Genomic DNA, 21,971 nt, shown 5'->3' on the forward strand with positions numbered 1-21,971 from the left:
GCAGGCGAGCCGCCCGCCGCCGGCCAGGGCGGGTGCCATCGGCACGTTCACCAGTGGCCGTGGCCGGAAGGGATCGTCGGCGTCGCGGTCGCGGCCGGCCCGCCGACTGTGACGGGGATGAGCACGGCGGTGATGTTGTCGTGCCCGCCGGCGTCGAGGGCGTACGTCACCAGCATCCGTACGTCGTCCAGAAGACCCCTGTCGGCCGTGGACCCGCGCCGGCGACGGTTGAGCGCCGCTCTCAGCGCTCCGGCATCGGGCAGATACCGCCACAGACCGTCCGTGCACAGCAGCAGACGCCCCGGGCCCGGCGGCCGGTAGCTCCGGATGCTGGCCGCCGGTTCGCCGGCGTCGGCTCCCAGCCATGCGGCGAGCGCTTCATGCTCACCCGTGTCGTCCTCGGTCAGCGCCATGCCAGGGCCCTCGTCCGGCAGCCAGTAGGCACGGCTGTCACCGATCCAGGCGCTCCACATACCCTCCGGGCCCGCGATGCCCGCGACGTATGTGCACGCCGGAGCGGCGTCCACCGAGGCGGCCAGGGCGGCGACGGCCCGACCCGCGCGGACGGCGGCTTCGCCGAGCGCGACTTCCGGCAGAACACCCGCTTGCAGCCGCGCTGCCAGGGCTGTCGCGCCGACTTCGGCCGCGACCTGGGCCGCTCGCTCGGACCGGGGCGACATGGACACCCCGTCGCAGACGACACCGATCGTCCACGGGCCGCTCTCGGTCAGCGCCATCGCGTCCGCGTTGATGCCCCGGTGCCTGCCCCGGTCGCTGATGCCCGCCGCACCGCCGTCCGCCGTGATCTCCACATGGGAGCGGAAACCCGGCTGCGCCTCGCCGCAGTTCCAGCAGTAGCCATCGGGGGCAACGGTTCCGCCGCACAGAACGCAGCCCGCACTCTCGTTCATACGGTGCGGATCCTGTCAGATCCGTCCCCAGGGTGAAACTCATGGCTCCCGGCGCCGCGCCGTCGTTTGCGGCCGATGAAGGAGTTCGTACCGGCGCCCGCGCCCGGGCCGGGCTTGGGCCATAATTTCCCGGTGGGAGATGAGCAGGTGGTGCACCTGGCCGGGAGGCACAGGCAGGGGTCGGCTACGCCGGATACGTCGGCGGGCCTGCCGCGTTGGCCGGAATGGCGGGCCGACTACCCCACCGTCTCACCCGACGGACATCCGTTTCTGATGGTCACGCTGCGTATGACGGCCCCGAGCGGCCGGCACTGGCAGCAGCATCGCCTGGTCGAGAACCACCGGCTGCGCGAACGGCTCGCGCCCATCCTCGGTGCACTGCCCATGAGCCACTCGCTCCTGCAGGAACCGCACGGCGGCCAGCACTGCCGTTACAGCGACCGCACTCTGCAGATGTGGCAGGAAACCGATCCCGCCCGCTGGCCGAACACCCTCTACCGGCAGCTCGCAGAGGAGGACGGACCGCGCCAGGGGCTGGGCGAGGTGACCGTGACGCTGCACCTGGAGACCAGGGACGGACACATCAGCGAGGCATCGCGGACCATAAGCGAATGCAACATCCGGGCCGACGGCCGGCTTCTGCTCGCTCAACTCCCCCAGCACAGCCTGGACACCGGCAGGTGACGGCCCCGTCCGGCCGCGGTACCCGCGCTTCGGAGCCCGATCAGCCGCGGGGACGGTGGGTACGGCGGTGCACGCTCATCCGGTGGCCTGCGGCGGGACGACCGCCGAGGGACCTGCGGGCGCGATGCTCGTCATGTAGTCGGCCCAGATCTGCGCCGGGAAGACGCTGCCGCGCACCGAGCCCTGTCCGCCGGTGCCGTTCATCGGCAGCAGGGCCTCACCGGGCCTGGACCGGAACATCGTCACGGCCGTCGACAGCTCCTCCGTGTAGCCGGCGAACCACGCCGCCCTTTGGGTGTCGTTCTCGCCGGTGGAGGCTCCCGCGAAGCGGCCGAGTGCCGCGGTTGCCGACGCTGCCGGGGTGTTCCCGGCCGTGTCCCGGAGAACGGACGTGACGTCGCGCGCCACTGCCGCATCCATGACCCGTCGCGCCGGCGACCGTTCGAGCCCGCCCACCGCTTTGCCGCCCCGCAGCACCCTGGTCACCGAGTACGGCTCGTGGCGCAATCCGTCGCCGGCGAACGTCGCGTAGGACCCGGCCACCCGGATCGCGCTGGGCGACGAGGTGCCGAGGGGGAACTCCCCGTCCCGTGGCGCCATGCTGCTCTTGAGCATTCCGGCGCCCACGGCCATGTGCTCGACACGCCTGAGGCCCGTGTCCGCACCCAGTTTCAGGAACGGAGTGGCGGCGGAGCTCATCATGGCCTCGCGCAGGGTCGGGAAGCGGGTGAAGGCCGCCAGTGGGGAGGCGGCCTCGTTCGGTCCCGGTACGGGCAGCAGGCTCGTGGACAGCCTTCCGGTCTCGTCGTAGAAGCTCTCCGTGGATACGGGCTGCACGGAGCCGTCCTCGGCCACTGTGCCGTGCTGGAGCGCGGTGGCCAGTACGAACGGCTTGAACACGGACCCCGCGGGGACACCCGAGGTGTCGGCGTTGTTGGTGAAGTGCTTCGTCGCGTCGGCGCCCCCGTAGACCGCGACGATCGCCCCGTCGTCCGGCCGCACGGACGCCGCGCCGACCTCGACGTGCTGGTCCTGCCGACGGGCTTCCGGGTCGATGTGACGCTCGAGGACGCCGGCGGCCGAACGTGCCAGCTGCTGCACCGCGTTCTTCTCGAACGTGGTGTGGATCTGGTAGCCGCCCCGGTCGAGGTCGGCGTCGGCGAGGCCGGTCTGCTTCTTGACGTAGCGTTTGGCGAGGTCGACGAGATAGCCGGTCTGGCCGCTCATATTGGTGGACAAGGACTGCTTGCGGGGCTCCGGGAACGTCACGTACTGCGCGCGTTCCCGCGCTGTCATCATGCCGAGGGCGACCTGGCGGTCCAGGATCCACGACCAGCGTTCGACCGCGCGCCGACGGTTCTCCTCACCCAGTGCCGGGTCGTACTCGCCCGCTCCCTTCAACAGTGCGGCCATGAACGCGCCCTGACTGGGATTCAGCTCTTTCACATCGAGGCCGTAGTAGGCGTTCGACGCAGCCTGGACCCCGTATGCGCCACGGCCGAACCAGCTGGTGTTGAAGTACCCCTGGAGGATCTCGTCCTTGGACTTGCGGCTGTCCATCTTGAGCGCGATGCAGAACTCCTGCACCTTGCGGGAGAGAGTCTGATCCTGCGACAGATAGGTGTTCTTCACGTATTGCTGGGTGATCGTGGAGCCGCCCTGGGTCTCCTGGCCGCGGGCCATGTTCGCGACAGCGCGGGCCACTCCGGTGAACGAGACACCGGAATCGGTGTAGAAACCGGCGTTCTCGGCCGCCAGGGCCGCGTTGCGGAGCGAGACGGGCACCGCGGACAGTTGCACGTTCTGCCGGTCCACGGCGCCCACACTCACCATCCGGCTGCCGTCGGCCCAGTAGTAGACGTTGGCCTGCTGTTGCGCGGCGGCGTTCTCACCCGGAATGTCGACGTAGGCGTAGATGGCGACGAACAGCGCCAGGAGACCGCCGATGAAGGCCAGGGAGGTGCCGAGCAGCAGCCGCCACGACGGAAGCCAGCGGCGGACACCGTTTCTCCCCCGCCGCGGGTAGTCGATCAGACGCGGACGGCCGGCGCCTCGCGTGCGGCGTGAGCGGGATGAACGCGTGTCTTCGCCCATGATGCGGCTGCTCCTCGGTCGGGCTCCGCGCACACCACCAGGACCGCGCGGATCTCTCCGAGCTATACGGACCGTGCCCCTGAAGCGTTGACCATGCCGCGTGTGAAGGACAGCACGCTGTTTCGCCGGAACCCGGTGACGGCTTTTCAACTCCTACCCTTACCCGCGAGTTCGGCAGTCGGACTGCGGCCGGCCGGCGTCGGGACAGCGGCCCGCGGCCGAGGTCGGCGACCGGGCCGGTGTCGCCGCTCCGCACGAGTCCGGCGAACGCGGCGGGCATCGGACGGTCCAGGAGCTTCCTCACGAGCTCGGTGGGCAGGAGCCGGGCGTGGTCGGCGGCGACGGTCTCGTAGGACGTCCGGACGTCCGGACGTCGTGCAGCTACGAGGTGTCCGCCATGGCCGGCAAGACCGGACCGGCGTCGGGGACGGGTCCGGCGTGTGCCCGGACGCCCCGGTGCTCACCGGTCGTGCGGGCGGCCCGACTGCCCTCGTACCACGGCCGGTCGGGCCCACGCTTGCCGGTCACGGCGCCGAACGCACCCCGTCACCACCTCTCCCCCGCCGGGCGGGCGCGCTCAGGGAGTGCCGGCGAGGGCTTCGCGGGCCGCGGTGCGAGCCGTCTCCCGGTCGTGCGGAACCAGCCCGATTCGGGTGCGCCGGTCGAGGAGGTCGGACTCGTCGAGCGCTCCTTCGTGGCGTACGGACCACTGGAGTTCGGCCCTGGTGACGGGATGGCCGGGGACAACCGGCTGAGCGAGGGCCGGGTCGGCAACACCGAGGGCGTGGACGGCCGGGGCTTCGGTCCCGTAGCGGCGGACGAGGCGCGGTGGCGCGTCGAGGGTGCTCAGGGTGCTGGGGTGGGCCGCGCCGACGAGCGGCAGTGAGGCCGTGGCGCACGGGCCGGCCGCCAGGCCGCGCACGGCGACGGCTGCGTCGACGGCGTCCTGCGCCATCCTGCGGTAGGTGGTGAGCTTGCCGCCGACCACGGTCACGACCCCTTCTGACGTGGTCAGCACCGCGTGCTTGCGGGAGATGTCGGCGGTGCGGCCGGCCTGGTCCGGTCCGGCGGTGTCCAGGAGGGGGCGCAGTCCGGCGAAGGCTCCCACCACGTCGTCGCGGGTGATGGTGACGTCGAGGGCGGAGCCGAGGACGTCGAGGAGGAAGCCGATGTCGGTCTCGGGTACGTCGGGGACATCGGGGATGCCCCCGTCGACCGGCTCGTCGGTGAGACCCACGTACACCCGCCCGTCGCCCTGCGGCAGTACGAGGACGAACCGGTTGGACTCCCCGGGGATCGGGATGTGCATTCCGGCCGAGAGGCTGCCGAGGTCCTCGGAGCGCAGCACGAGGTGCGTGCCCCGCGAGGGCCGCAGGCGGATGTCGTCGACCAGTCCGCCGGCCCACACGCCGGCGGCGTTGATGACCGTACGGGCCTGGATGTCGAACTCCTCGCCGGTGAGCTCGTCACGCACCCGGGCCCCGGAGCCACTGAGGGAAAGAGCACGGACCCGGGTCAGAATGCGTGCGCCGTGGGCGGCGGCGGTGCGGGCGATCGAGGTCACCAGGCGGGCGTCGTCGGTGAGTTGGCCGTCCCAGGACAGCAGTCCTCCGCGCAGCCCCGTCGGCCGCAGGGAGGGGGCCATGTGCCGGGTCTCCACGGCGCTGAGGGTCCGTGGCGCGGGGAGGGTGGTGCGGGAGGTGCGGGCCGAGGCGCGCAGCAGGTCGCCGGCACGGAACCCGGCCCAGGCGAGAGCGGCCTGGCTCCGGGACACCAGCGGGGTGAGCGGCAGGACGAAGGGCTGGGGACGCACCAGGTGGGGGGCGGTGCGTTCCATGAGGATGCCGCGTTCGACGGCGCTCTCGTGAGCGACGTCGAGCTGGCCGGTGGCCAGGTAGCGCAGACCGCCGTGGATGAGCTTGGAGCTCCACCGGGAGGTGCCGAAGGCGAGGTCGTGTGCGTCGATGGCGGCGACGGTCAGGCCGCGTGAGGCGGCGTCGAGCGCGGCGCCCGCGCCTGTCGCGCCGAGACCGACGACGAGGGTGTCGACCCGGATGCCGTCGGCGAGCTCGGTGAGCTCCCGGGCGCGGCGGGCCGCGTTCAGCGACGAGGCGGGAGCGGGGGTGCTCCGGCGGCTGCTGCTGCTCATGGCGTAAGGGTCCTCTCCAGAAGGGTCCGAAGCTCTTCGATGAAGGCGGCGTCGGTGAGGTGGGGGTCGGCCTCGTCGGTCATGGTGCGCAGCGAGAGCGTGAACGACTGCACGACGAGGAGCACTGCGCGGGCCTGGAGGTCGAGGTGGGCCTGGCGCACCGATCCGTCGGCGTGGCCCTCTGCGAGTGCGCCGGTGATGAGGCCGAGGAGGGCGTCCTGGCTGGCGCCGCGGCGGTCGAGTACGTAGGGCAGCAGCAGTTCGGGGTCGACGTCGAGGATCTTGTGGAACAGCGGATGGGCCCGGAAGGCGGCGACCCCCGCGGCGAGTCCGTCGACGAGGCGCTGACGGGTGGGGGTACCGGGCTCGGCCGCAGGCATGACGGAGACGGCCAGGCCGATCCATTCCCTGGTCATCAGGTCACCGACGAGGGTCCGCACGTCCGGCCAGCGGCGGTAGAGCGTCATACGGGACACACCGGCCCGACGGGCGACGTCGGTCAGGGTGGTGCGGCGTACGCCGACGGCCAGGACGCAGTCGCGGGCTGCGTCGAGGACGGCGTCTTGGTCCGACTGGTTGTGACGAATGGGCGTCATCTGTCACAGTGTAATGCCAGTGCGGGCCGCGTGGACGACGCCCGGCCAAACCGACGGTGAGGAACAGCCCAAGTGGACATGTTGTGGAGCGGCTGGGGAGACCCGGCCAAGGCGGCCCCGCTGCCGGAGACGGTGACCGGACTCCTGCGCGATCTGCTGGGGGTCAGGCCGCGCGAGACCGGGCCGGCCTCGCTCGAGGCCATCGCCGTCCCCGAGTCCGCGCTGAGTGCCGCCGCGCGCCAGGCCCTGGCGGACCGTGTCGGCGACGAGGCGTACGTACGCACCGACGCGGAGAGCCGGATCCGGCACACCCGCGGCAAGTCCACGCCCGACCTGCTGCGCATCCGCGCCGGAGAGGTCGACGACATTCCGGCGGCCGTCGTGCTCCCGGGCAGCCACGACGAGGTGCTGGCCGTCCTGGAGGCGTGCGCCGCGCACGGTCTGGCCGCGGTGCCGTTCGGCGGCGGAACCTCCGTCGTCGGCGGCCTGACGCCGGAGGGGAAGCGGGACTTCGTCGCTGTGGACCTGCGCCGCCTCGACTCGCTGCTCGCGCTCGACGAGATCTCCCGCACCGCCACTCTCCAGGTGGGGCTGCGTGCGCCGGCGGCAGAGGCGCTGCTCAACGAGCGTGGCTTCACGCTGGGGCACTTCCCGCAGTCCTACGAATGGGCCTCGATCGGCGGATTCGCCGCGGCCCGGTCCAGCGGCCAGGCATCCGCCGGCTACGGCCGCTTCGACGAGATGGTGCTCGGTCTGGCCCTCGCCACCCCCGAAGGCACGCTGGAGCTGGGCCGCGCCCCGCGCTCGGCGGCCGGTCCCGACCTTCGCCACCTGGTCCTCGGCTCCGAGGGCGCGCTCGGCGTCATCACCTCGGTGACCGTACGCATCCGCCCGCTGCCGGAGACCCGCGTCTACGAGGGCTGGCGCTTCGCGTCCTTCGAGGCGGGGGCCGCGGCGCTGCGCAGGCTCGCCCAGGACGGCCCCCGGCCGACCGTGCTGCGCCTGTCGGACGAGACGGAGACCTTCATCGGTCTGGCACAGCCCGACGAGATCGGCGGCACGGAAGCTCCTCAGCAAGCCGGGTGCATGGCGATCGCCGGATACGAGGGCACCGCAGAGGAGACGGCGGAGCGACGGGCGCGCGCCCGTGAGGTGCTTCTCGCCTGCGGCGGCGAGTTCGCCGGCGAACAGCCCGGCGAGCGCTGGGCCCACGGCCGCTACAACGCGCCGTATCTGCGCGACGCGCTCCTGGACGCCGGCGCGTTCGCCGAGACCCTGGAGACCGCCGCCTTCTGGTCCGCTCTTCCGGCGCTCTACGACGCCGTACGCGGGGCGCTCACGGACGCGCTGACCGAGGCCGGTACTCCGCCCCTGGTCATGTGCCACATTTCGCATGTGTACGAGAACGGCGCGTCGCTGTACTTCACGGTCGTCTCGGCCCAGGGCGACGATCCGGTGGCCCACTGGGCGCCGGCCAAGCGTGCCGCGTGCGACGCGATCCTGGCGGCCGGCGGCACCATCAGCCATCATCACGGCGTCGGAACCGACCACCGCGACTGGTACACGAAGGAGATCGGGCCGGTCGGCGTCCGTATCCTGCAGGCCGTAAAGGCCGAAGTCGATCCGGCCGGGATCCTCAGTCCCGGCGTCCTCATCCCCGTCCGCTGACCGGCCTGCCCGTCCTGCCCTGCCCCCGGAGGCGCATTCATGCGACAGTTCACCGCGGTCGTCAACCCCACCGCAGGAGGGTCCAGCGGCACAGCGGCCCTGCTCGTGCTGGCCCGTCTCCTGAGGGAGGCGGGCGCGCAGCTCGACACCCAGTACAGCCGCAGCCTGGAGCACGCCCGCGAGGTGGCACGGGCCGCCGGCGAGCAGGGACGCATCGTGCTCGCCGTGGGCGGCGACGGGATAGTCGGCTGTGTCGGCGGTGCCCTCAGCGGCACGGACGCCGTGTTCGGCATCGTGCCGGCCGGACGGGGCAACGACTTCGCCCGGGCCCTGGGGCTTCCCACCGATGCCCCCGCCCTTGCCGAACTGCTGCTGAACGGCTCGCCCCGGGCGATCGACACCATCGAGGTCGAATCCGCCGTTCACCCCGGGGTGGCAGTGCTGGGCAGTGTGTACGCCGGGGTCGACGCGGTGGCCAACCGTTACGCCAACACGTCCCGGCTGCTGCGCGGCGCGGCCTCCTACTACGCCGGCGGCCTGCGGGCCGTGGCGACCTGGCGGCCGGCCGCCTACCACATCACGGTGGACGGGGTGCCGTACGAGCGGCGCGGATACACCGTCGTGGCGGCCAACTCGGGCTTCTACGGCTTCGGCCGCAACGTGGCTCCAGGAGCGCGGCTCGACGACGGCCTGCTGGATGTGGTCGTGATCAAGCATGCTCCGAAGCGGCTGTTCTTCGCGATGATGAACGAGCTCAAGACGGGCGCCCACCTGGCCCGCCCCGAGATCGAGATCCTCCGGGGCAAGGAGATCCGCATCGCGGCCGACCGGGCCATCCCCTATGGCGCGGACGGCGAGGTCGAGGCCACGCTGCCCGTGACGGTGAGAGTGCGGCCGGGCGCACTCAACGTGCTCTGCTGAGACGTTCCGAGAGATCCGGGAGCAGCTCCCGGGACCGGCCAGAAGACCGGTCCCGGGGCGGTCGCCCCGGATGACCCCATGCCCCCGGCAGCGTGCCCCCCACCGCGCTGCCGGGCCTCGGCGCACCGGCTCGGGGTGCATGCCGCAGGCCGCCCGCACAAGGCGGCACCGCACCGCGATGGGCGCGCATAACGTTGCCCCATGCCCGAACTCCAGCGCCTTCGCCTCGATCACGCTCCCGCCCTGCTCGCCTTCGAGCAGGAGAACAGGGCCTACTTCGCCGCTTCCGTCCCGGACCGGGGCGACGACTATTTCGCCCACTTCGACGCACGGCACAACGACCTGCTCACCGAACAGGCCGCCGGGCTGCACTTCTTCCATGTCCTCGTGGGCGGCGAGGGTGAGATCGTGGGACGCGTCAACCTCATCGACGTGGCCGACGGCAGCGCCGAACTCGGTTACCGCATCGCACAGAAGGCCACGCACCAGGGCCTGGCCACCAGAGCCGTCCGTGAGGTGTGCGCACTGGCCACCGCGGACTACGCCCTGACCCGGCTGCGGGCCGTCACGACCCTCGACAACATCGGTTCGCAGACCGTGCTCACCCGCACCGGATTCGTCCCCACCGGAGAGACCCTTGTCGGTGGGGCCCGAGAAATCCACTACACCCTAGGTCTTGTCCGGAGGGATCGGGAGACCGGGACCGCCGTGGCCGACCACCTCTGAGCACCAACCCGGCCTTGAGCACAGGCCGGCTGCTCACCAGCGGACTTCCCATCGTCTCCGGCCACCTGTCGCTGGAGGCCACAGCGGCCCGAAAGAGCTGCGGGTGAGCGGCTTGCTGATCGAGTCCCGGCTGGGCGTTTTCGCTCGGCCACGGGAGCCGACTTCGCGCACCTACGCTTCCTTGTTGTTCGTTCCCAAGGCGTCGCTGAGCACTGAGATGGCCTGGGCGACGGCCGCACGCGTGGCATGGGTGTCGCTCAGCGGGTTGAGCATCATGAAGTCGTGGGTGACCCCGTCGTAGCGGACCGTGGTGACGTCGATGCCCGCGGCGCGGAGCTTGGCAGCGTATGCCTCGCCCTCGTCGCGCAGGACGTCAGCCTCGTCGACGATGACGAAGGCAGGCGGCAGACCGGCGAGCTGGTCGAGGTTCGCCTTCAGCGGAGAGACGGTGATCTCGCTGCGCTGCGAACGCTCCGGCACGTAGGCGTCCCAGAACCACTCCATGGCCTTGGCCGTGAGGAAGTAACCCGTGGCGAAGTCGGAGTAGGACTCCGTGTCCATGTCGGCGTTGGTGACCGGGTAGTACATGGACTGGTGGACGAAGCGGACGTCGCCGCGCTCCTTGGCCATCAGAGCCAGTGCGGCGGTCATATTGCCGCCGACCGAATCGCCCGCCACCGCCATGCGATCCGGGTCGAGGCCGCGAGCCGCCCCTTCGCGCACGATCCACTGGGCGGTGGCGTAACCCTGCTCGACCGCCACGGGGTAGTGAGCCTCGGGCGAGCGGGCGTACTCGACGAACACAACGGCGGCTCGCACCCCGTCGGCCAGTTCGCGCACCAGCCGGTCGTGGGTGTCGGCGTTGCCGAGGATCCAGCCCCCGCCGTGCATGTAGAGGATGACCGGGAGGGGTGATGCGGCGTTCTTCGGGCGGACGATGCGGACGCGGACGTCACCGACCTCGGCGGGAACCGTGATCCACTCCGAGTCGACGGAAAGCTTGTCGATCGGCGCCGCCTGGATGTCGTCCAGCACCTTGCGGGCTTTCTCCGGCCCCATTTGGTAGAGGAAGGGCGGCTTCGAGGTGGCATCGGCGATCTGCTGGGAGGCAGGCTCCAGAACGAGGCTACCGGCGGACTGGGGGGACATGACGATCTCCTTGGGATCTCGGGATGGCTGCTGGCCAGGGCGCATGTTGAGGGGCTGTCCCGTGGCGCGCCAGTGCCGCGCAGGCTTCGGTCGAGCAGGCACGGCAGTGGTCCGCGCGTTATGACAACAGGGTCACCCGCCCCGGTGGTGATCGCATCCGCCAGGCCCGAGTGGCGAGCCACCAACCCCTCAGATCCAGGGTCCGCCGGGCCTCACCGCGGTCCATGGCCTGCCGAGCCCGTGCCGAGGGACCGGTCGCCGCTCCGGAAGCGGCGCGGGAGCGGTACAACGGCGCGGGAGCGGTACAACTCTGACGCGCGAGCGACGCGCAGGGCGTTGCGGGAGGTGGCCCGTGCCGATTTGCCCGCCGCGCATTTCGGTCCGGGAATTCTGGTCGTCGCCAGTGTGGTCGTGTGGTGTTTCGCAGCTGCCGCCGCCGGTGCGCTCGTGGTTGGAGCCTTCGCCGCACTGTTTCTTGTGGAGCTGCCCGCAGGAACTTCTCCCGTGTGCCGTCCGCCCGCCGGCGTCGACGCCTGTCGTGCACCGTCTTCCACTTCCCGAACCGTGTCGGCAGGTCCCGCCACGGTATGCCGGTCCGCTGCCGGAAGAGAATTCCAGTGATCACCCTGCGGTGGAACTTCCAACGCCCGCCTCGTCCCACGCACTTCGGTAGACGGGCTCCGTCCGAGCCCAAAGGTCATCCGACAGATCGCACGCCGCCTCCGCCGGCGAGGCATCCGGCAACGCATCGCCCGCAAGGGCATCGAGTCGGAGGCCCACGCTGCCGCGGTCGGGTAGCGAGGGGGCTTCGTCGGCGGGAGGATGAGCACACGGCGCGCACTGGTAGTCGCTCGCGAGCACGGTCCGTCCGACGACACGGACTGGGACGTCATCGAACTCGGCCGCGACGACGCCGACGACACCGACGACCAGGCTCGCCACGCCGCTGCCCGGCCGCCGCCGCAAACCTGAAGATCACGTCCGCGTGATCGCTGCCGAGCCGGGTAGTCGGGCGCATATGTTCAGGCATCGAAGTGCACGGGTTGCGATTGTGTTGTTGAGCGGCTGGGTGGTGCTGGCAGGCGTGGAGCGCCGGGTGGAGCATGCACCGTGGCTGACCGCGGTGTTGGCCGGGCTGTTGTGGTCGTGCGTGGTGACGGGTGCCTGGTGGTTCGCGGAGTGGACTGCGGGCGCAGCGAACGCAGCAGACGCAGACAGCACCGACGACACCACGGGCGTCGGCAGTCCACGCCGGGGACGTTCTTGAAGCTCGAGGTCGGCCGAAGCTTGGGGTTCGGCTCTGGCACAAGGGCCGCGGGCCGCTGAAGCGGTCGGTTCGGATGCCGAGCGCTACGACAGGGCCAGGCCCCGCTATCCCGACGCCATGGTGGAGCGGATCGTCACCGCCGGCCCCGGCCCCGACTTCCTCGACGTCGGCTGTGGCACCGGCATTGCCGCCCAGCAGTTCCGGGCGGCGGACTTCAGTGTGCTCGGCGTCGAGCCCCATGCGCGGATGGCCGACGTGGCGCGGCAGTTCGGGATCGAGGTCGACGTAGCGACGTTCGAGGACTGGACCCGGCCGGCCGTCGATTCGATGCGGTCGTCGCCGGCCAGGCCTGGCACTGGACAGATCCCGCTGCGGGTACTGCCAAGGCCGCGCAGGTGCTGCGCCCTGACGGCCGACTGGCAGCATTCCCGAACGCGTTCCAGCTTCCGCCCGACGTGGCGGAAGCCTTCGCCGCGGTGTACCGGCGGGTGATGCCCGACGCGCCCTTCAACGTCCAGGCGATGACGAAACAAGCCCTGGGCGGGTACAAGGCGTTGTTCACCAAGGCCGCCGACGGGATCCGGGAGGTGGGCGGATTCGGCGAACCGGAGCAGTGGCGATTCGACTGGGAGTGGTCTTACACCCGGGACGCATGGCCGGACCAGATGCCGACCCAAGGCCCCTCACCCAGCTTCCGCCGGGCAAGCTCGCGGAGGTGCTGGAGGGCGTCGGGGGCGCCATCGACGCGAGGGGCGGCAGCTTCACGATGCGTTACACCACGGTGGCGGTCACGGCAGCGCGAACCCACGCCGTCCGACGGACAGGTGGCATGAATCCGAGTCCTGCGCGCAGGCGTAGAGACATGAAGTGTGTGATCTATCGAAGTGACGGCGACGCCTCCCGGGCATCATGTTCCGAACCGGTGGAGAGCAGCGAGGCCGCCCTGAAGCTGCTGCGGGACGCGGACGAGGACGGTTTCGGGTGGATCCGCATGGTGGAGCCCTCGGCTCAGGAGGTCCAGACCCTGGCCCGGGAGCTGGGACTGCACCCGCTGGCGGTGGAGGACGCGCTGGAGGCCCGCCAGCGGCCCAAGCGCGAGCGCTACGGCGATGTCCTTGCAGTGGCCCTGAGGACACTCCGGTACGTGGAGCGGACCTCCCAGGTCGAATCGGGCCAGCTCATGATCTTCGTCGGCCCGAAGTTCGTCCTCACCGTCTGCCACGGACAGACCGATCCCGCTCCTGAAGCCGAACGGCGACTGCTCGGTGATCCGCCCATGCCGGGATTCGGCCCGGTGGCAGTGCTGCATGCCCTCCTGGACGTCACCGTGGACACCTATGGCTCCATCGCGGAGGAAGTGCGCAGCGATCTGGGCGACTTGGAGCGTCGCGTGTTCTCCCCGGGGCGCGAGGACGTGATCGAAGAGGTGTACTCCCTCAAACGGGAGGTCCTGGAATTCCGTGACGCCGTACAGCCCTTGGTGCCGGTGCTTCAGGACTTCGCCGGTCCGCGCACCGGTTGGCACGAGGACGCGATGCCGTACTTCCGGGATGTCGCCGATCATGTGCACCGCACCGACACCGAGGTCCGGTCCCTGGACGACCTGCTCAACTCCGTCCTTGCCGCCCACCTGGCCCGCGTGGGGACGTGGCAGAACGACGACATGCGGAGCATCTCCGCCTGGGCCGCCATCTGCGCCGTGCCCACCCTCATCGCCGGTGTCTACGGCATGAACTTCGCCCGCATACCCGAACTGGAATGGGACTACGGCTATCCGGTCGCCGTCGCGGTCATGGTCGGCGCGTGCACGGTGCTGCACCGCCTCTTCCGCCGCAACGGCTGGCTGTGAGCCGCTCGGCCGACCCGCTCACCTTCCGGCACGCGGCGCGGCCGCCGGCTCCGCGTGGGAACACACGGGGCCTGACGTGGCCACGGGAACACGCATGCGGCGCAGGAGGTCACGGGTCCGGCGCCGCTCGAGTGTGCTGCGCCATGCCACTCCCGGATACCGGGCCCGCAGATGCGAGAGCGCCCTCGTCCCGAGTCCGCTGTCGTGGAACGGTTCCTCGATGACCACTTCCGTGATCACCCCCTCGGCACACCTGTCGCAGACCTGATAGCCCACCTGCCCGACCACCTTGCGAATGTGCACCAGCAGCAGACACTGACTCCTCTCCCTCCCGGGCGCGGGCGACTGCACGAACTCGATGCTCCGGTGGGCGAGGATTCTGCGGTGCCGACGGCCCCGCAGCCGTCCGGACCGCCGGTCCCTGGCATACCGGCGGTCCTTCGCTACGGCCAGGCCCCAGGGGAGCCGTCGCAGTGAGGTCATGGGCAACGCGTGATGTCCCTGCATTCAGCGCGCCTGCCCCGGTACGCCCCGGCAATGCGTCCCGAGTCGCACCGTCGGCGGACCTTGCCCGTGGCCGCTTGCGAGCAGGCGTCCCGTTCCATGCCTCCGCCCTATGGGCGGGGGCTCTGCGCTGCCGGCAGATCTGGGCTCTTCGGCCCGGGACCGGCCCACCGTGTGCATCTGGGGGCTGCCCCGGTCCGGCATGCGCCGGGTTGCATGCCGGACCGGCCGCCGATCTTGCGGCAGTGGTATGACGAAGCCCACTCCCCTGCGGTGAACTGCGTCATTTCGTCACCGGAACCCAGCGCGTAGTTTCGCCTGACTTGACCTCGTCATCAGGGTGGAGACAGCAGTGTCCATGGAAAACTCCCTGGCCCCGCTCATAGCGGCGACCGCCCAGTGGCTCACGCAGGCCTATCCGTCCGGCAACGGGGCGCTGAGCCGTGCTCTCGCCGAGGTGCAGGCACACCAGGCCGTCACAGCCGCCGCACGACTGCGGTATCCGACCGAGATGGACGTGGCGCTCGTCATGATGACCGGCCCGGGAGGTTCCGCCCGTCTCGACTGGATCGCGGGCAGTGACGGCACGCCGTTCGCCGAGGACGAGGACCACGCCTGGCGCAGCTGGGTCGACGAGGTCGTGGCGAGCTGGGCGGCGTCCCTGTTGAGCCGGCCGGAACTGGCCGTCGCCGCCAAGAACGTGCTCGCCGGTTCCACGCCTCACGAGGGGACCGATGCGGAATTCAGGCGGCTGGTCACCCCGGGCGAGCGGGATTGCGAGGCCGCTCCGCTCCTGCGTCATCCCGATCTGCTCGCGCCCGTCGCCGATCTGCATCATGCCGGACTTCTCGAGCGGCTCGAAGGCGAATACCCCCTGGTGGACTCCCGGCCTGTCTCAGGCTCCGGTATCTGAGGGACCGCGCACGGTTGCGTCCAGCCGCCGGGGTACGCGCTCGAGTGATCGCGAACCGGATGAGCGACACCTTGACCGGGCCCGGCAAGGAGTCCTGACCGGGCAAAGGCGAGCGCCGCACTGCGGCGGCGGTGGTCACTGCCTGCCGCGCCTGCTCAGCCCCGGCACGGCGGCACGGGACGAGGCACACCGTCAAGCAAGGCGTCCTACCCCATCGCGGGGCTGAGCTCTTCTGCACCGACGCGGGTGGAGGCCCTCTCGCCGTCTACGCCCATGGCGGGTTCACCAGTCAGGCCACCGAGGAGCGGATGGGCCTGTTCGACCGGGCGCCGGTCCTGGACGCGGGCCGGCGCCCGGTCCGGTACGACGCCCGGGCCATGGCCGATCCACCGGCGGCCCCGTGGACGGCGACCACACGTACGCCTCCCTCGCGGACGATCTGCTCGCGCTCCCGATCACCTCGGCACCCGGCGCGTCAACGCCATCGGCGCGTCGATGGAATGCGCCACGGTGCCGACCGCAGCCGTCGTCAGCCGGGGCGGTACCGGCATGTCAGACGTCGCCCCGCGCACCGAGGGCGGAGTGAGCCCGACGCGACGCCGGGTCAGCTCTTCCCCCGGCCGGAGAGCATGTCGCGTACCCGGTCCACCAGGCCGACTCCGGGGGCAAGGAGCTTGTTGGCCGGCGGAGTGTCCGGGGCCGCAGGGTGAGGCCGGGTAGGGGCAACCTTTTTGGCGCGGCGCACTTTCTCGCCCAGTTTCTGCAGTGATTCGGCGGAGCACGACTCGGCCAGCGCGGGAAACAGGTGGTTCTCCTCGTCCGCCACGTGCGAGGCAACCGCCGTCTTCAGCTCCACGACAAGGGTGTCGAACCGGCCGTCGCCGGGCTCGCAGCCCTCCAGCTCCTTGAGCATGCGCTCGACCGCTGCGTGGTCGGCGATCTCTTTGTCGGCGAGGTCGTCGCCGTCGTCCACGACGCGCCGCACGGCCGGATACAGGTGCTCCTCCTCCGCGACCGAGTGCCGGACCAGCTCCATCGTCAGTTGGTCCGCCAGTTGTCGGCGCCGGGAATCGCCAGGAGGCAGCGCCTCGATCTGCGCGAAAAGCGACTCGACTTCGCGGTGATCCGCAGTCAGCTCGTCAATGACGTTTCCACCATGGCCCATGACTTGCTCCTCCCTTGCCCTGGTCTCACCCGTCATGATCCTGGTATGCCGCCCCGTTGTGTGGGAGGTACGGCCGCAGTCACTCCGCTGGCCCCGGGTGGCCACCAGGTGGACCAGCGCATCCTCGGGCCGGTCTCGGGGACCGGCTCGGGCCCGGCCATGTTCAGGAGGCGTGGGAGCCAGCAGGATCGGGGACATCGCGAGGATCTCCGACGACGAGCGGCTGGCGGCCATTCGCTCCGTACGTGACCGGGTCCGGCCACCTGGCTCTGGGCCGCGCCGGCGCGCATTCCGCCGGACAAGAGCCGGTTTGTCCATGTACGGGGCTTTTTACGTCGACACTGCGCCCTCACGACCGATGGGCCGAGCCCGCTCCACGCACGAGGAGGTCCGGTCGGCATACCCAAGAACGTGCGGCGCGCCACGAGCCATCACCAATAAGCCCTGATTTACGTGCAGTTGAGCCCGCGGGGACGCAGCGACGACGAGGCGGGCCGGGAGCCCCCGGAGCGCTCCTCAATACGGACCTCATTGCTGAAAAACGGCAAAACGGTCACATCGCATTTGTGTACTTGTGGTGGCAATCACAAAAAAGACACTTGTGGCAGAAGGCCCTCACTCGGATGCTGGTGGAAACCACGGCGGAAAAATCCTTATTCCCGGAAGAACCGCCTTGTTAGGGATCATCGTCAGAAGAATCCAGTGAAAGAGCGACTCATGGGGCTTTCCATTCTCCCGAAGCGGACGAAGTCGAAGATCGCCGGCTATCTGGCCGGCGGCACCGCCACCGCGGTCTGCCTGCTGGCGGCGACGACGGCGACCCTCCCCACCCCGGCCGCGGCGGCGCCGTCGAGCCCGCAGCGGGTCGACGTCTGGATCGACCACGCCCTGCTGGTCATGAAGGCCAAGGGAATCCCCGGGAGCCATGAGGGGATCCGCCGGAACCTGATGCGCGAGTCGAGCGGTGACGTGTTCGCCATCAACCTGTGGGACTCGAACGCGAAGGCGGGCATTCCGTCCAAGGGTCTTATGCAGGTCATCGACCCCACATTTCGGGCATACCACGTGGACGGCACCTCGTGGGACATATATGACCCGATCGCCAACATCACCGCTGCCTGCAATTACGCAGCCAAGCGCTACGGGTCCATCGACAACGTAAACGGACCCTACTAATCAAAAGCAGTAAATCTGCCTGAATCGGGCATATGGCTTCAACGCCTGGAGCCTGCGGGCCGCGTCCTTCGCGCCTCCGCCTGACCCGCCACCGCTGCCCGGCCGCCCCACACACGACACCCGCCGACAGCACCGCCCCCGGAATCGCCGCACAGGCCTGTGACCTGCGCGGAGGCCCGGACACCCCTGCACACAGCCCCTCATGACCGGGGACGTGATCCAAAGGTGGTCCGTAAGGACGGGTAGTGGGACGCTGGAGGTGGGGAAGCGGCCGAGGAGACTCCGGAGGGCCCATGGGGCGAGATGTCCCGGCGCGGGTATTCACCCGTGATGACCGCAGCCGATACCGGAACAAGATGCAGCAGTGCCTGGACGCGTTCGCACAGATGCTGCGGGAGGACCGCTTCGAGTCCGAGCGGCCTCAGGTGGGGCTCGAGATCGAGCTGAACCTGGTGGACGGCGCCGGCGAGCCGACGATGCGCAACACCGACGTGCTGGAGGCGATCGCGGACCCGGCGTGGGCGAGCGAGCTGGGGCGGTTCAACCTGGAGATCAACATTCCTCCGCGGGAGCTGACGGCCGGCGGGCCCGATGCCTGGGAGAAGGAGATCAGGGACGCCCTGAACCATGCCGAGGAGCGGGCCGCCGCAGTGGGGGCCCATCTGGTCATGGTCGGAATCCTGCCGACACTGCGGCAGCAGGACGTGGGCGAGGCCGCTCTGTCGGAGAATCCGCGCTACCGGCTGCTGAACGAGCAGGTGTTCGCCGCCAGGGGCGAGGATCTGAAGATCACGGTGGACGGGGTCGACCAGCTGCGGACGTACGCGGACACCATCACGCCGGAGGCGGCGTGCACCAGCACCCAGTTCCATCTCCAGGTGGCCCCGGACGAGTTCGCGGGCTACTGGAACGCGGCGCAGGCGATCGCGGGTGTGCAGGTGGCTCTGGCGGCCAACTCGCCGTTCCTGTTCGGCAAGGAACTGTGGTCCGAGACCCGTATCCCCTTGTTCGAGCAGGCCACCGACACCCGTCCCGAGGAGATCAAGGTGCAGGGGGTGCGGCCGAGGGTGTGGTTCGGGGAGCGGTGGATCAACAGCGTCTTCGATCTGTTCGAGGAGAACGTGCGCTACTTCCCCGCTCTGCTGCCGCTGTGCGACGAGGAGGATCCGCTCAGGACACTCGAGGACGGCGGCGTTCCCGAGCTGGGCGAGCTGACGCTGCACAACGGAACGATCTACCGCTGGAACCGCCCGGTCTACGCCGTCGCCGACGGCCGTCCGCATCTGCGCGTGGAGAACAGGGTGCTCCCCGCCGGGCCGACGGTGGCGGATGTGCTGGCGAACGGCGCCTTCTACTACGGGCTGACGCGCGCACTGGTCGAGGAAGAGCGACCGGTGTGGTCGCGGATGTCGTTCTCGGTGGCGGAGGACAACCTGCACGCGGCGGCGCGGCACGGGATGGATGCGCGCCTGTACTGGCCCGGGGTGGGCGAGGTGCCGGTGGCCGAGCTCGTACTGCGGCGCCTGCTGCCGCTGGCGCACCGAGGTCTGGAGCTTTCCGGTATGGACGCGACGTGGCGGGAGCCACTGCTCGGCATCATCGAGCAGCGGTGCGTGACCGTCCGCAACGGCGCCGTCTGGCAGTCGGAGATGTTCCACCACATCGCCGACACCAGCCATGTCGACGACCATGAGGCCTTGCGGCGGATGACACAGCAGTACGCCGACTACATGCATCTGAACGCCCCGGCCCACACATGGCCCGTCGACTGAGCCGGCGGCCCGGCTGGGAGCGATGACCGGAATCCGCCCTCGACAAACGGGTGGGCAGGTCCTCTATTCGCCGAACTCCCTGTCATGCACCGGTGCATCCGGGATCTGGCGGTCGAGGGACTCGCGGTAGCGGACGCACCCCCGCAGGAACTTCGGCCACGGGGGGACCGCCACGTCCGGCTCCACGCGCTCCGGGAGCAGCGCCCACAGCTGCGGGTGGTGCCAGCACAGCTCGTGCCCGGTGCTGTCCCGGTGTGCACGGATACCCGCGCGCAGCCGTCTTGCTTCGGCGATCAGCTCGTCACGGCCCAACCCGTCGAGATCGGCGTCCAGGTCCATGGGCTCGTCCTGGTCCATGGGCTCATGCAGGTCCATGGGCTCACGATAGGCAGCCGCAGCCCTTCCGCAGGACCGGCTCCATGGGCCCCGGGGCCGGTCACCCGAACGACACGTGGGCCCTGGGCTCAGCCGGGGAAGAGCGTCGCGCCTGCCCAGACCACCGCGAGCCAGCCGCCGCCGATGACCAGGGCCACGACGAGCACGGCGAGGAGGGCACCGGGCGGCAGCGGCTCAGGCACCGCAGGGGCCGCGGGCTTCACCGGGCAGCACTTCGAGCAATGCGGGTCACTCATGCGCGAGAGGATGCCCAGCCCCGCCGGATGCCGGGAACGCCTGATCCGGACAACCTGAGAAGAGCCGCGACGTCACCCGTCCGGTGTCCTACGATCATGACTCGGCGGTCTGCCCCAGCACCGCCGCCCGGCGCCCTTGGAGGTTGATCATGTCCAGGTCTGCAGGCGGTCATCGCGCCCGGCGCGCTCGTACCTTCGCGGCGGCCGGAGCGGTCGTGGCGGGGTTGCTGCTCGCCACGGGCTGTTCCTCCGGTGACGAAGGGCCCGGAAAGGCGGCGGGAGGCGTCCCCGTGGTGGAGAAGGGGAAACTGACCACCTGCACGCATCTGCCGTATCCGCCTTTCCAGTTCGAGCAGAACGGGAAGGTCGTCGGGTTCGACGTGGCGCTCGTCGATCTCGTGGCGAAAAACCTCAAGGTCGAGCAGAAGGTCCTGGACACGCCGTTCGAGAACTTCAAGACCGGTGCGTTCCTGAACTCCGGCGAGTGCGATCTCGCCGCGGCGGGCATGACGATCACCGAGGAGCGCAAGAAGAACGTGGACTTCTCCGTCCCGTACTTCGACGCCACTCAGGCGCTGCTCGCGACCAAGAAGAGCGGGGTGACGTCCCTCGCCGACGTCAAGGCCAAGAACGCGAAGCTCGGCGCGCAGGCGGAGACGACAGGCGAGAGCTATGCCAAGTCGCAGGGCTTCGACCCGGTGGCGTTCGAGAGTTCGGACGCCGTGCTGAACGGGCTGCGGACCGGTCAGGTCGACGCCGTCGTGATCGACTACCCCGTCGTCCAGGGCTGGCTGAAGGACAAGGCCAACGCGGACGCGTTCGCCCTCGGCCAGAACATCGAGACCGGTGAGCAGTACGGCTTCTCCGTGAAGAAGGGCAACGAGAAGCTGCTGGCCGCGATCGACAAGGCGATCCAGGACGCCAAGGCGGACGGCACGTACGACAAGCTGTACAAGCAGTGGATCGGGCCGCTGCCCGAGGGACAGTCGTGATCTCTCGGCTGACCAGGCGGCAGCGACGCCGCGTCTCGCAGAGCATCCAGTACGCCGTCTTCGTCGCCGCGGTGGTCACGGTCGCCGTGCTGGCCGACTGGGGGCGGCTGCAGAACCAGTTCGCGCAGAAGGATCTCGCGAGCGAACTGTTCCCCGACATCATCACCATCGCCCTGCGCAACACCGTGGTCTACACACTCTCCGGGTTCCTCTTCGGTCTGGTGCTCGGGCTGGTCGTCGCGCTGATGAGGCTGTCGTCGGTGGCACCGTACCGATGGGTCGCGAGCGTCTACATCGAGCTGTTCCGCGGGTTGCCCGCCCTGCTGATCTTCATCTTCGTGGGTGTGGCGGTGCCGCTCGCGTTCCCCGGGACGGAGATCCCCGGTGGTGTGTACGGAAAGGTCGCACTCGGTCTCGGGCTGGTCGCCGCGGCGTACATGGCGGAGACCATCAGAGCCGGGATCCAGGCCGTGCCGAAGGGGCAGATGGAGGCGGCGCGCTCGCTGGGGTTCTCGTATGCGCGCGCCATGGTGTCGGTGATCATTCCGCAGGCGTTCCGCATCGTCATCCCCCCGCTGACGAACGAGCTGGTGCTGCTCTTCAAGGACTCGTCGCTGGTGCTGTTCCTCGGAGTGACGCTGAACGAGCGCGAACTGACCAAGTTCGGCCGCGACCTGGCGAGTCAGACCGCGAACTCCACACCGATCCTTGTCGCGGGCCTGTGCTACCTGCTGGTGACGATTCCGCTGAGTTTCGTCGTACGCCGGCTCGAAGCCCGCACGGAGAAGGCGAGATGACGACGG

Annotated in this window: 20 protein-coding genes and 2 pseudogenes; 12 read left to right on the forward strand and 10 right to left on the reverse strand. The window is 69.9% G+C overall.

Features of this window, described 5'->3' with window-relative positions:
• Positions 1-47: 47 nt before the first annotated feature.
• The gene (locus ACFU5O_RS13530; RefSeq protein WP_384239739.1) at positions 48-911 is read right to left on the reverse strand and encodes a PP2C family protein-serine/threonine phosphatase; all 864 of its coding nucleotides are present in this window, start codon (positions 909-911) and stop codon (positions 48-50) included.
• Between the two features lie 132 nt (positions 912-1,043).
• Between ACFU5O_RS13530 and ACFU5O_RS13535 the strand changes: the two genes are divergently transcribed.
• Positions 1,044-1,595, forward strand: coding sequence for a hypothetical protein (locus tag ACFU5O_RS13535; protein ID WP_384239740.1), 552 nt, complete (start codon positions 1,044-1,046; stop codon positions 1,593-1,595).
• A 75-nt stretch (positions 1,596-1,670) separates the two neighbouring features.
• On the opposite strand, the gene ACFU5O_RS13540 is transcribed toward ACFU5O_RS13535, so the two are convergent.
• The 3 genes from ACFU5O_RS13540 to ACFU5O_RS13550 form a co-directional block, all read right to left on the reverse strand.
• Complete coding sequence (locus ACFU5O_RS13540) at positions 1,671-3,689, reverse strand: transglycosylase domain-containing protein (protein ID WP_384239742.1); 2,019 nt, start codon at positions 3,687-3,689, stop codon at positions 1,671-1,673.
• Positions 3,690-4,266: 577 nt separating this feature from the next.
• Positions 4,267-5,838 (reverse strand): glycerol-3-phosphate dehydrogenase/oxidase, encoded by a 1,572-nt coding sequence (locus ACFU5O_RS13545; protein WP_384239744.1) that lies wholly within the window; start codon positions 5,836-5,838, stop codon positions 4,267-4,269.
• Positions 5,835-6,434: a TetR/AcrR family transcriptional regulator gene (locus ACFU5O_RS13550; RefSeq protein ID WP_384239746.1), complete on the reverse strand. Its 600-nt coding sequence runs from the start codon at positions 6,432-6,434 to the stop codon at positions 5,835-5,837. Before ACFU5O_RS13550 ends, ACFU5O_RS13545 begins: the two co-directional genes overlap by 4 nt.
• 72 nt (positions 6,435-6,506) lie before the next feature.
• Here ACFU5O_RS13550 and ACFU5O_RS13555 point away from each other — a divergent pair, with 72 nt between their 5' ends.
• From ACFU5O_RS13555 to ACFU5O_RS13565, 3 genes are all read left to right on the forward strand, one after another.
• Entirely contained in the window at positions 6,507-8,102 is a 1,596-nt protein-coding gene (locus ACFU5O_RS13555; protein ID WP_384239748.1) for an FAD-binding oxidoreductase, read from the forward strand.
• A gap of 39 nt (positions 8,103-8,141) precedes the next feature.
• Positions 8,142-9,023: a diacylglycerol/lipid kinase family protein gene (locus ACFU5O_RS13560; RefSeq protein WP_384239750.1), complete on the forward strand. Its 882-nt coding sequence runs from the start codon at positions 8,142-8,144 to the stop codon at positions 9,021-9,023.
• A 201-nt stretch (positions 9,024-9,224) separates the two neighbouring features.
• On the forward strand, positions 9,225-9,749 hold the full coding sequence (locus ACFU5O_RS13565) for a GNAT family N-acetyltransferase (RefSeq protein ID WP_384239752.1): 525 nt from the start codon (positions 9,225-9,227) through the stop codon (positions 9,747-9,749).
• A 171-nt stretch (positions 9,750-9,920) separates the two neighbouring features.
• Here the strand turns inward: ACFU5O_RS13565 and ACFU5O_RS13570 are convergent, their stop codons facing one another.
• Positions 9,921-10,898, reverse strand: coding sequence for an alpha/beta hydrolase (locus tag ACFU5O_RS13570; RefSeq protein ID WP_384239754.1), 978 nt, complete (start codon positions 10,896-10,898; stop codon positions 9,921-9,923).
• A gap of 480 nt (positions 10,899-11,378) precedes the next feature.
• Positions 11,379-11,642, reverse strand: a pseudogene (locus tag ACFU5O_RS13575) (transposase); the annotation flags it as partial.
• A gap of 78 nt (positions 11,643-11,720) precedes the next feature.
• Here ACFU5O_RS13575 and ACFU5O_RS13580 point away from each other — a divergent pair.
• From ACFU5O_RS13580 to ACFU5O_RS13590, 3 genes and pseudogenes are all read left to right on the forward strand, one after another.
• Positions 11,721-11,870, forward strand: coding sequence for a hypothetical protein (locus ACFU5O_RS13580; RefSeq protein ID WP_384240458.1), 150 nt, complete (start codon positions 11,721-11,723; stop codon positions 11,868-11,870).
• Positions 11,871-12,282: 412 nt separating this feature from the next.
• Positions 12,283-12,998, forward strand: a pseudogene (locus ACFU5O_RS13585) (class I SAM-dependent methyltransferase).
• Positions 12,999-13,087: 89 nt separating this feature from the next.
• Positions 13,088-14,014: a magnesium and cobalt transport protein CorA gene (locus tag ACFU5O_RS13590; RefSeq protein WP_384239756.1), complete on the forward strand. Its 927-nt coding sequence runs from the start codon at positions 13,088-13,090 to the stop codon at positions 14,012-14,014.
• A gap of 18 nt (positions 14,015-14,032) precedes the next feature.
• On the opposite strand, the gene ACFU5O_RS13595 is transcribed toward ACFU5O_RS13590, so the two are convergent.
• On the reverse strand, positions 14,033-14,497 hold the full coding sequence (locus ACFU5O_RS13595; RefSeq protein WP_384239757.1) for a hypothetical protein: 465 nt from the start codon (positions 14,495-14,497) through the stop codon (positions 14,033-14,035).
• 379 nt (positions 14,498-14,876) lie between these two features.
• Between ACFU5O_RS13595 and ACFU5O_RS13600 the strand changes: the two genes are divergently transcribed.
• Positions 14,877-15,431: a hypothetical protein gene (locus ACFU5O_RS13600; RefSeq protein ID WP_384239759.1), complete on the forward strand. Its 555-nt coding sequence runs from the start codon at positions 14,877-14,879 to the stop codon at positions 15,429-15,431.
• 604 nt (positions 15,432-16,035) lie between these two features.
• Here ACFU5O_RS13600 and ACFU5O_RS13605 read toward each other — a convergent pair.
• On the reverse strand, positions 16,036-16,596 hold the full coding sequence (locus ACFU5O_RS13605) for a hemerythrin domain-containing protein (protein ID WP_384239761.1): 561 nt from the start codon (positions 16,594-16,596) through the stop codon (positions 16,036-16,038).
• 717 nt (positions 16,597-17,313) lie between these two features.
• Between ACFU5O_RS13605 and ACFU5O_RS13610 the strand changes: the two genes are divergently transcribed.
• Positions 17,314-17,772 (forward strand): transglycosylase SLT domain-containing protein, encoded by a 459-nt coding sequence (locus tag ACFU5O_RS13610; RefSeq protein ID WP_384239762.1) that lies wholly within the window; start codon positions 17,314-17,316, stop codon positions 17,770-17,772.
• 293 nt (positions 17,773-18,065) lie between these two features.
• The gene (locus tag ACFU5O_RS13615) at positions 18,066-19,544 is read left to right on the forward strand and encodes a glutamate--cysteine ligase (RefSeq protein WP_384239764.1); all 1,479 of its coding nucleotides are present in this window, start codon (positions 18,066-18,068) and stop codon (positions 19,542-19,544) included.
• Positions 19,545-19,607: 63 nt separating this feature from the next.
• Here ACFU5O_RS13615 and ACFU5O_RS13620 read toward each other — a convergent pair whose 3' ends face one another.
• Together ACFU5O_RS13620 and ACFU5O_RS13625 are read right to left on the reverse strand one after the other, a co-directional pair.
• Entirely contained in the window at positions 19,608-19,919 is a 312-nt protein-coding gene (locus ACFU5O_RS13620; protein WP_384239766.1) for a hypothetical protein, read from the reverse strand.
• 89 nt (positions 19,920-20,008) lie between these two features.
• Entirely contained in the window at positions 20,009-20,176 is a 168-nt protein-coding gene (locus ACFU5O_RS13625; RefSeq protein WP_384239768.1) for a hypothetical protein, read from the reverse strand.
• Positions 20,177-20,325: 149 nt separating this feature from the next.
• Here ACFU5O_RS13625 and ACFU5O_RS13630 point away from each other — a divergent pair, with 149 nt between their 5' ends.
• Both ACFU5O_RS13630 and ACFU5O_RS13635 read left to right on the forward strand, forming a co-directional pair.
• Positions 20,326-21,168, forward strand: a complete 843-nt coding sequence (locus tag ACFU5O_RS13630; RefSeq protein WP_384239769.1) for an ABC transporter substrate-binding protein — start codon at positions 20,326-20,328, stop codon at positions 21,166-21,168.
• Positions 21,165-21,965, forward strand: coding sequence for an amino acid ABC transporter permease (locus ACFU5O_RS13635; RefSeq protein WP_384239771.1), 801 nt, complete (start codon positions 21,165-21,167; stop codon positions 21,963-21,965). The genes ACFU5O_RS13630 and ACFU5O_RS13635 overlap by 4 nt, the downstream gene beginning before the upstream one ends.
• Positions 21,966-21,971: the final 6 nt, after the last annotated feature.

Origin of the sequence: Streptomyces sp. NPDC057445 (genome assembly GCF_042802855.1) — a bacterium.
Classification (GTDB): domain Bacteria; phylum Actinomycetota; class Actinomycetes; order Streptomycetales; family Streptomycetaceae; genus Streptomyces.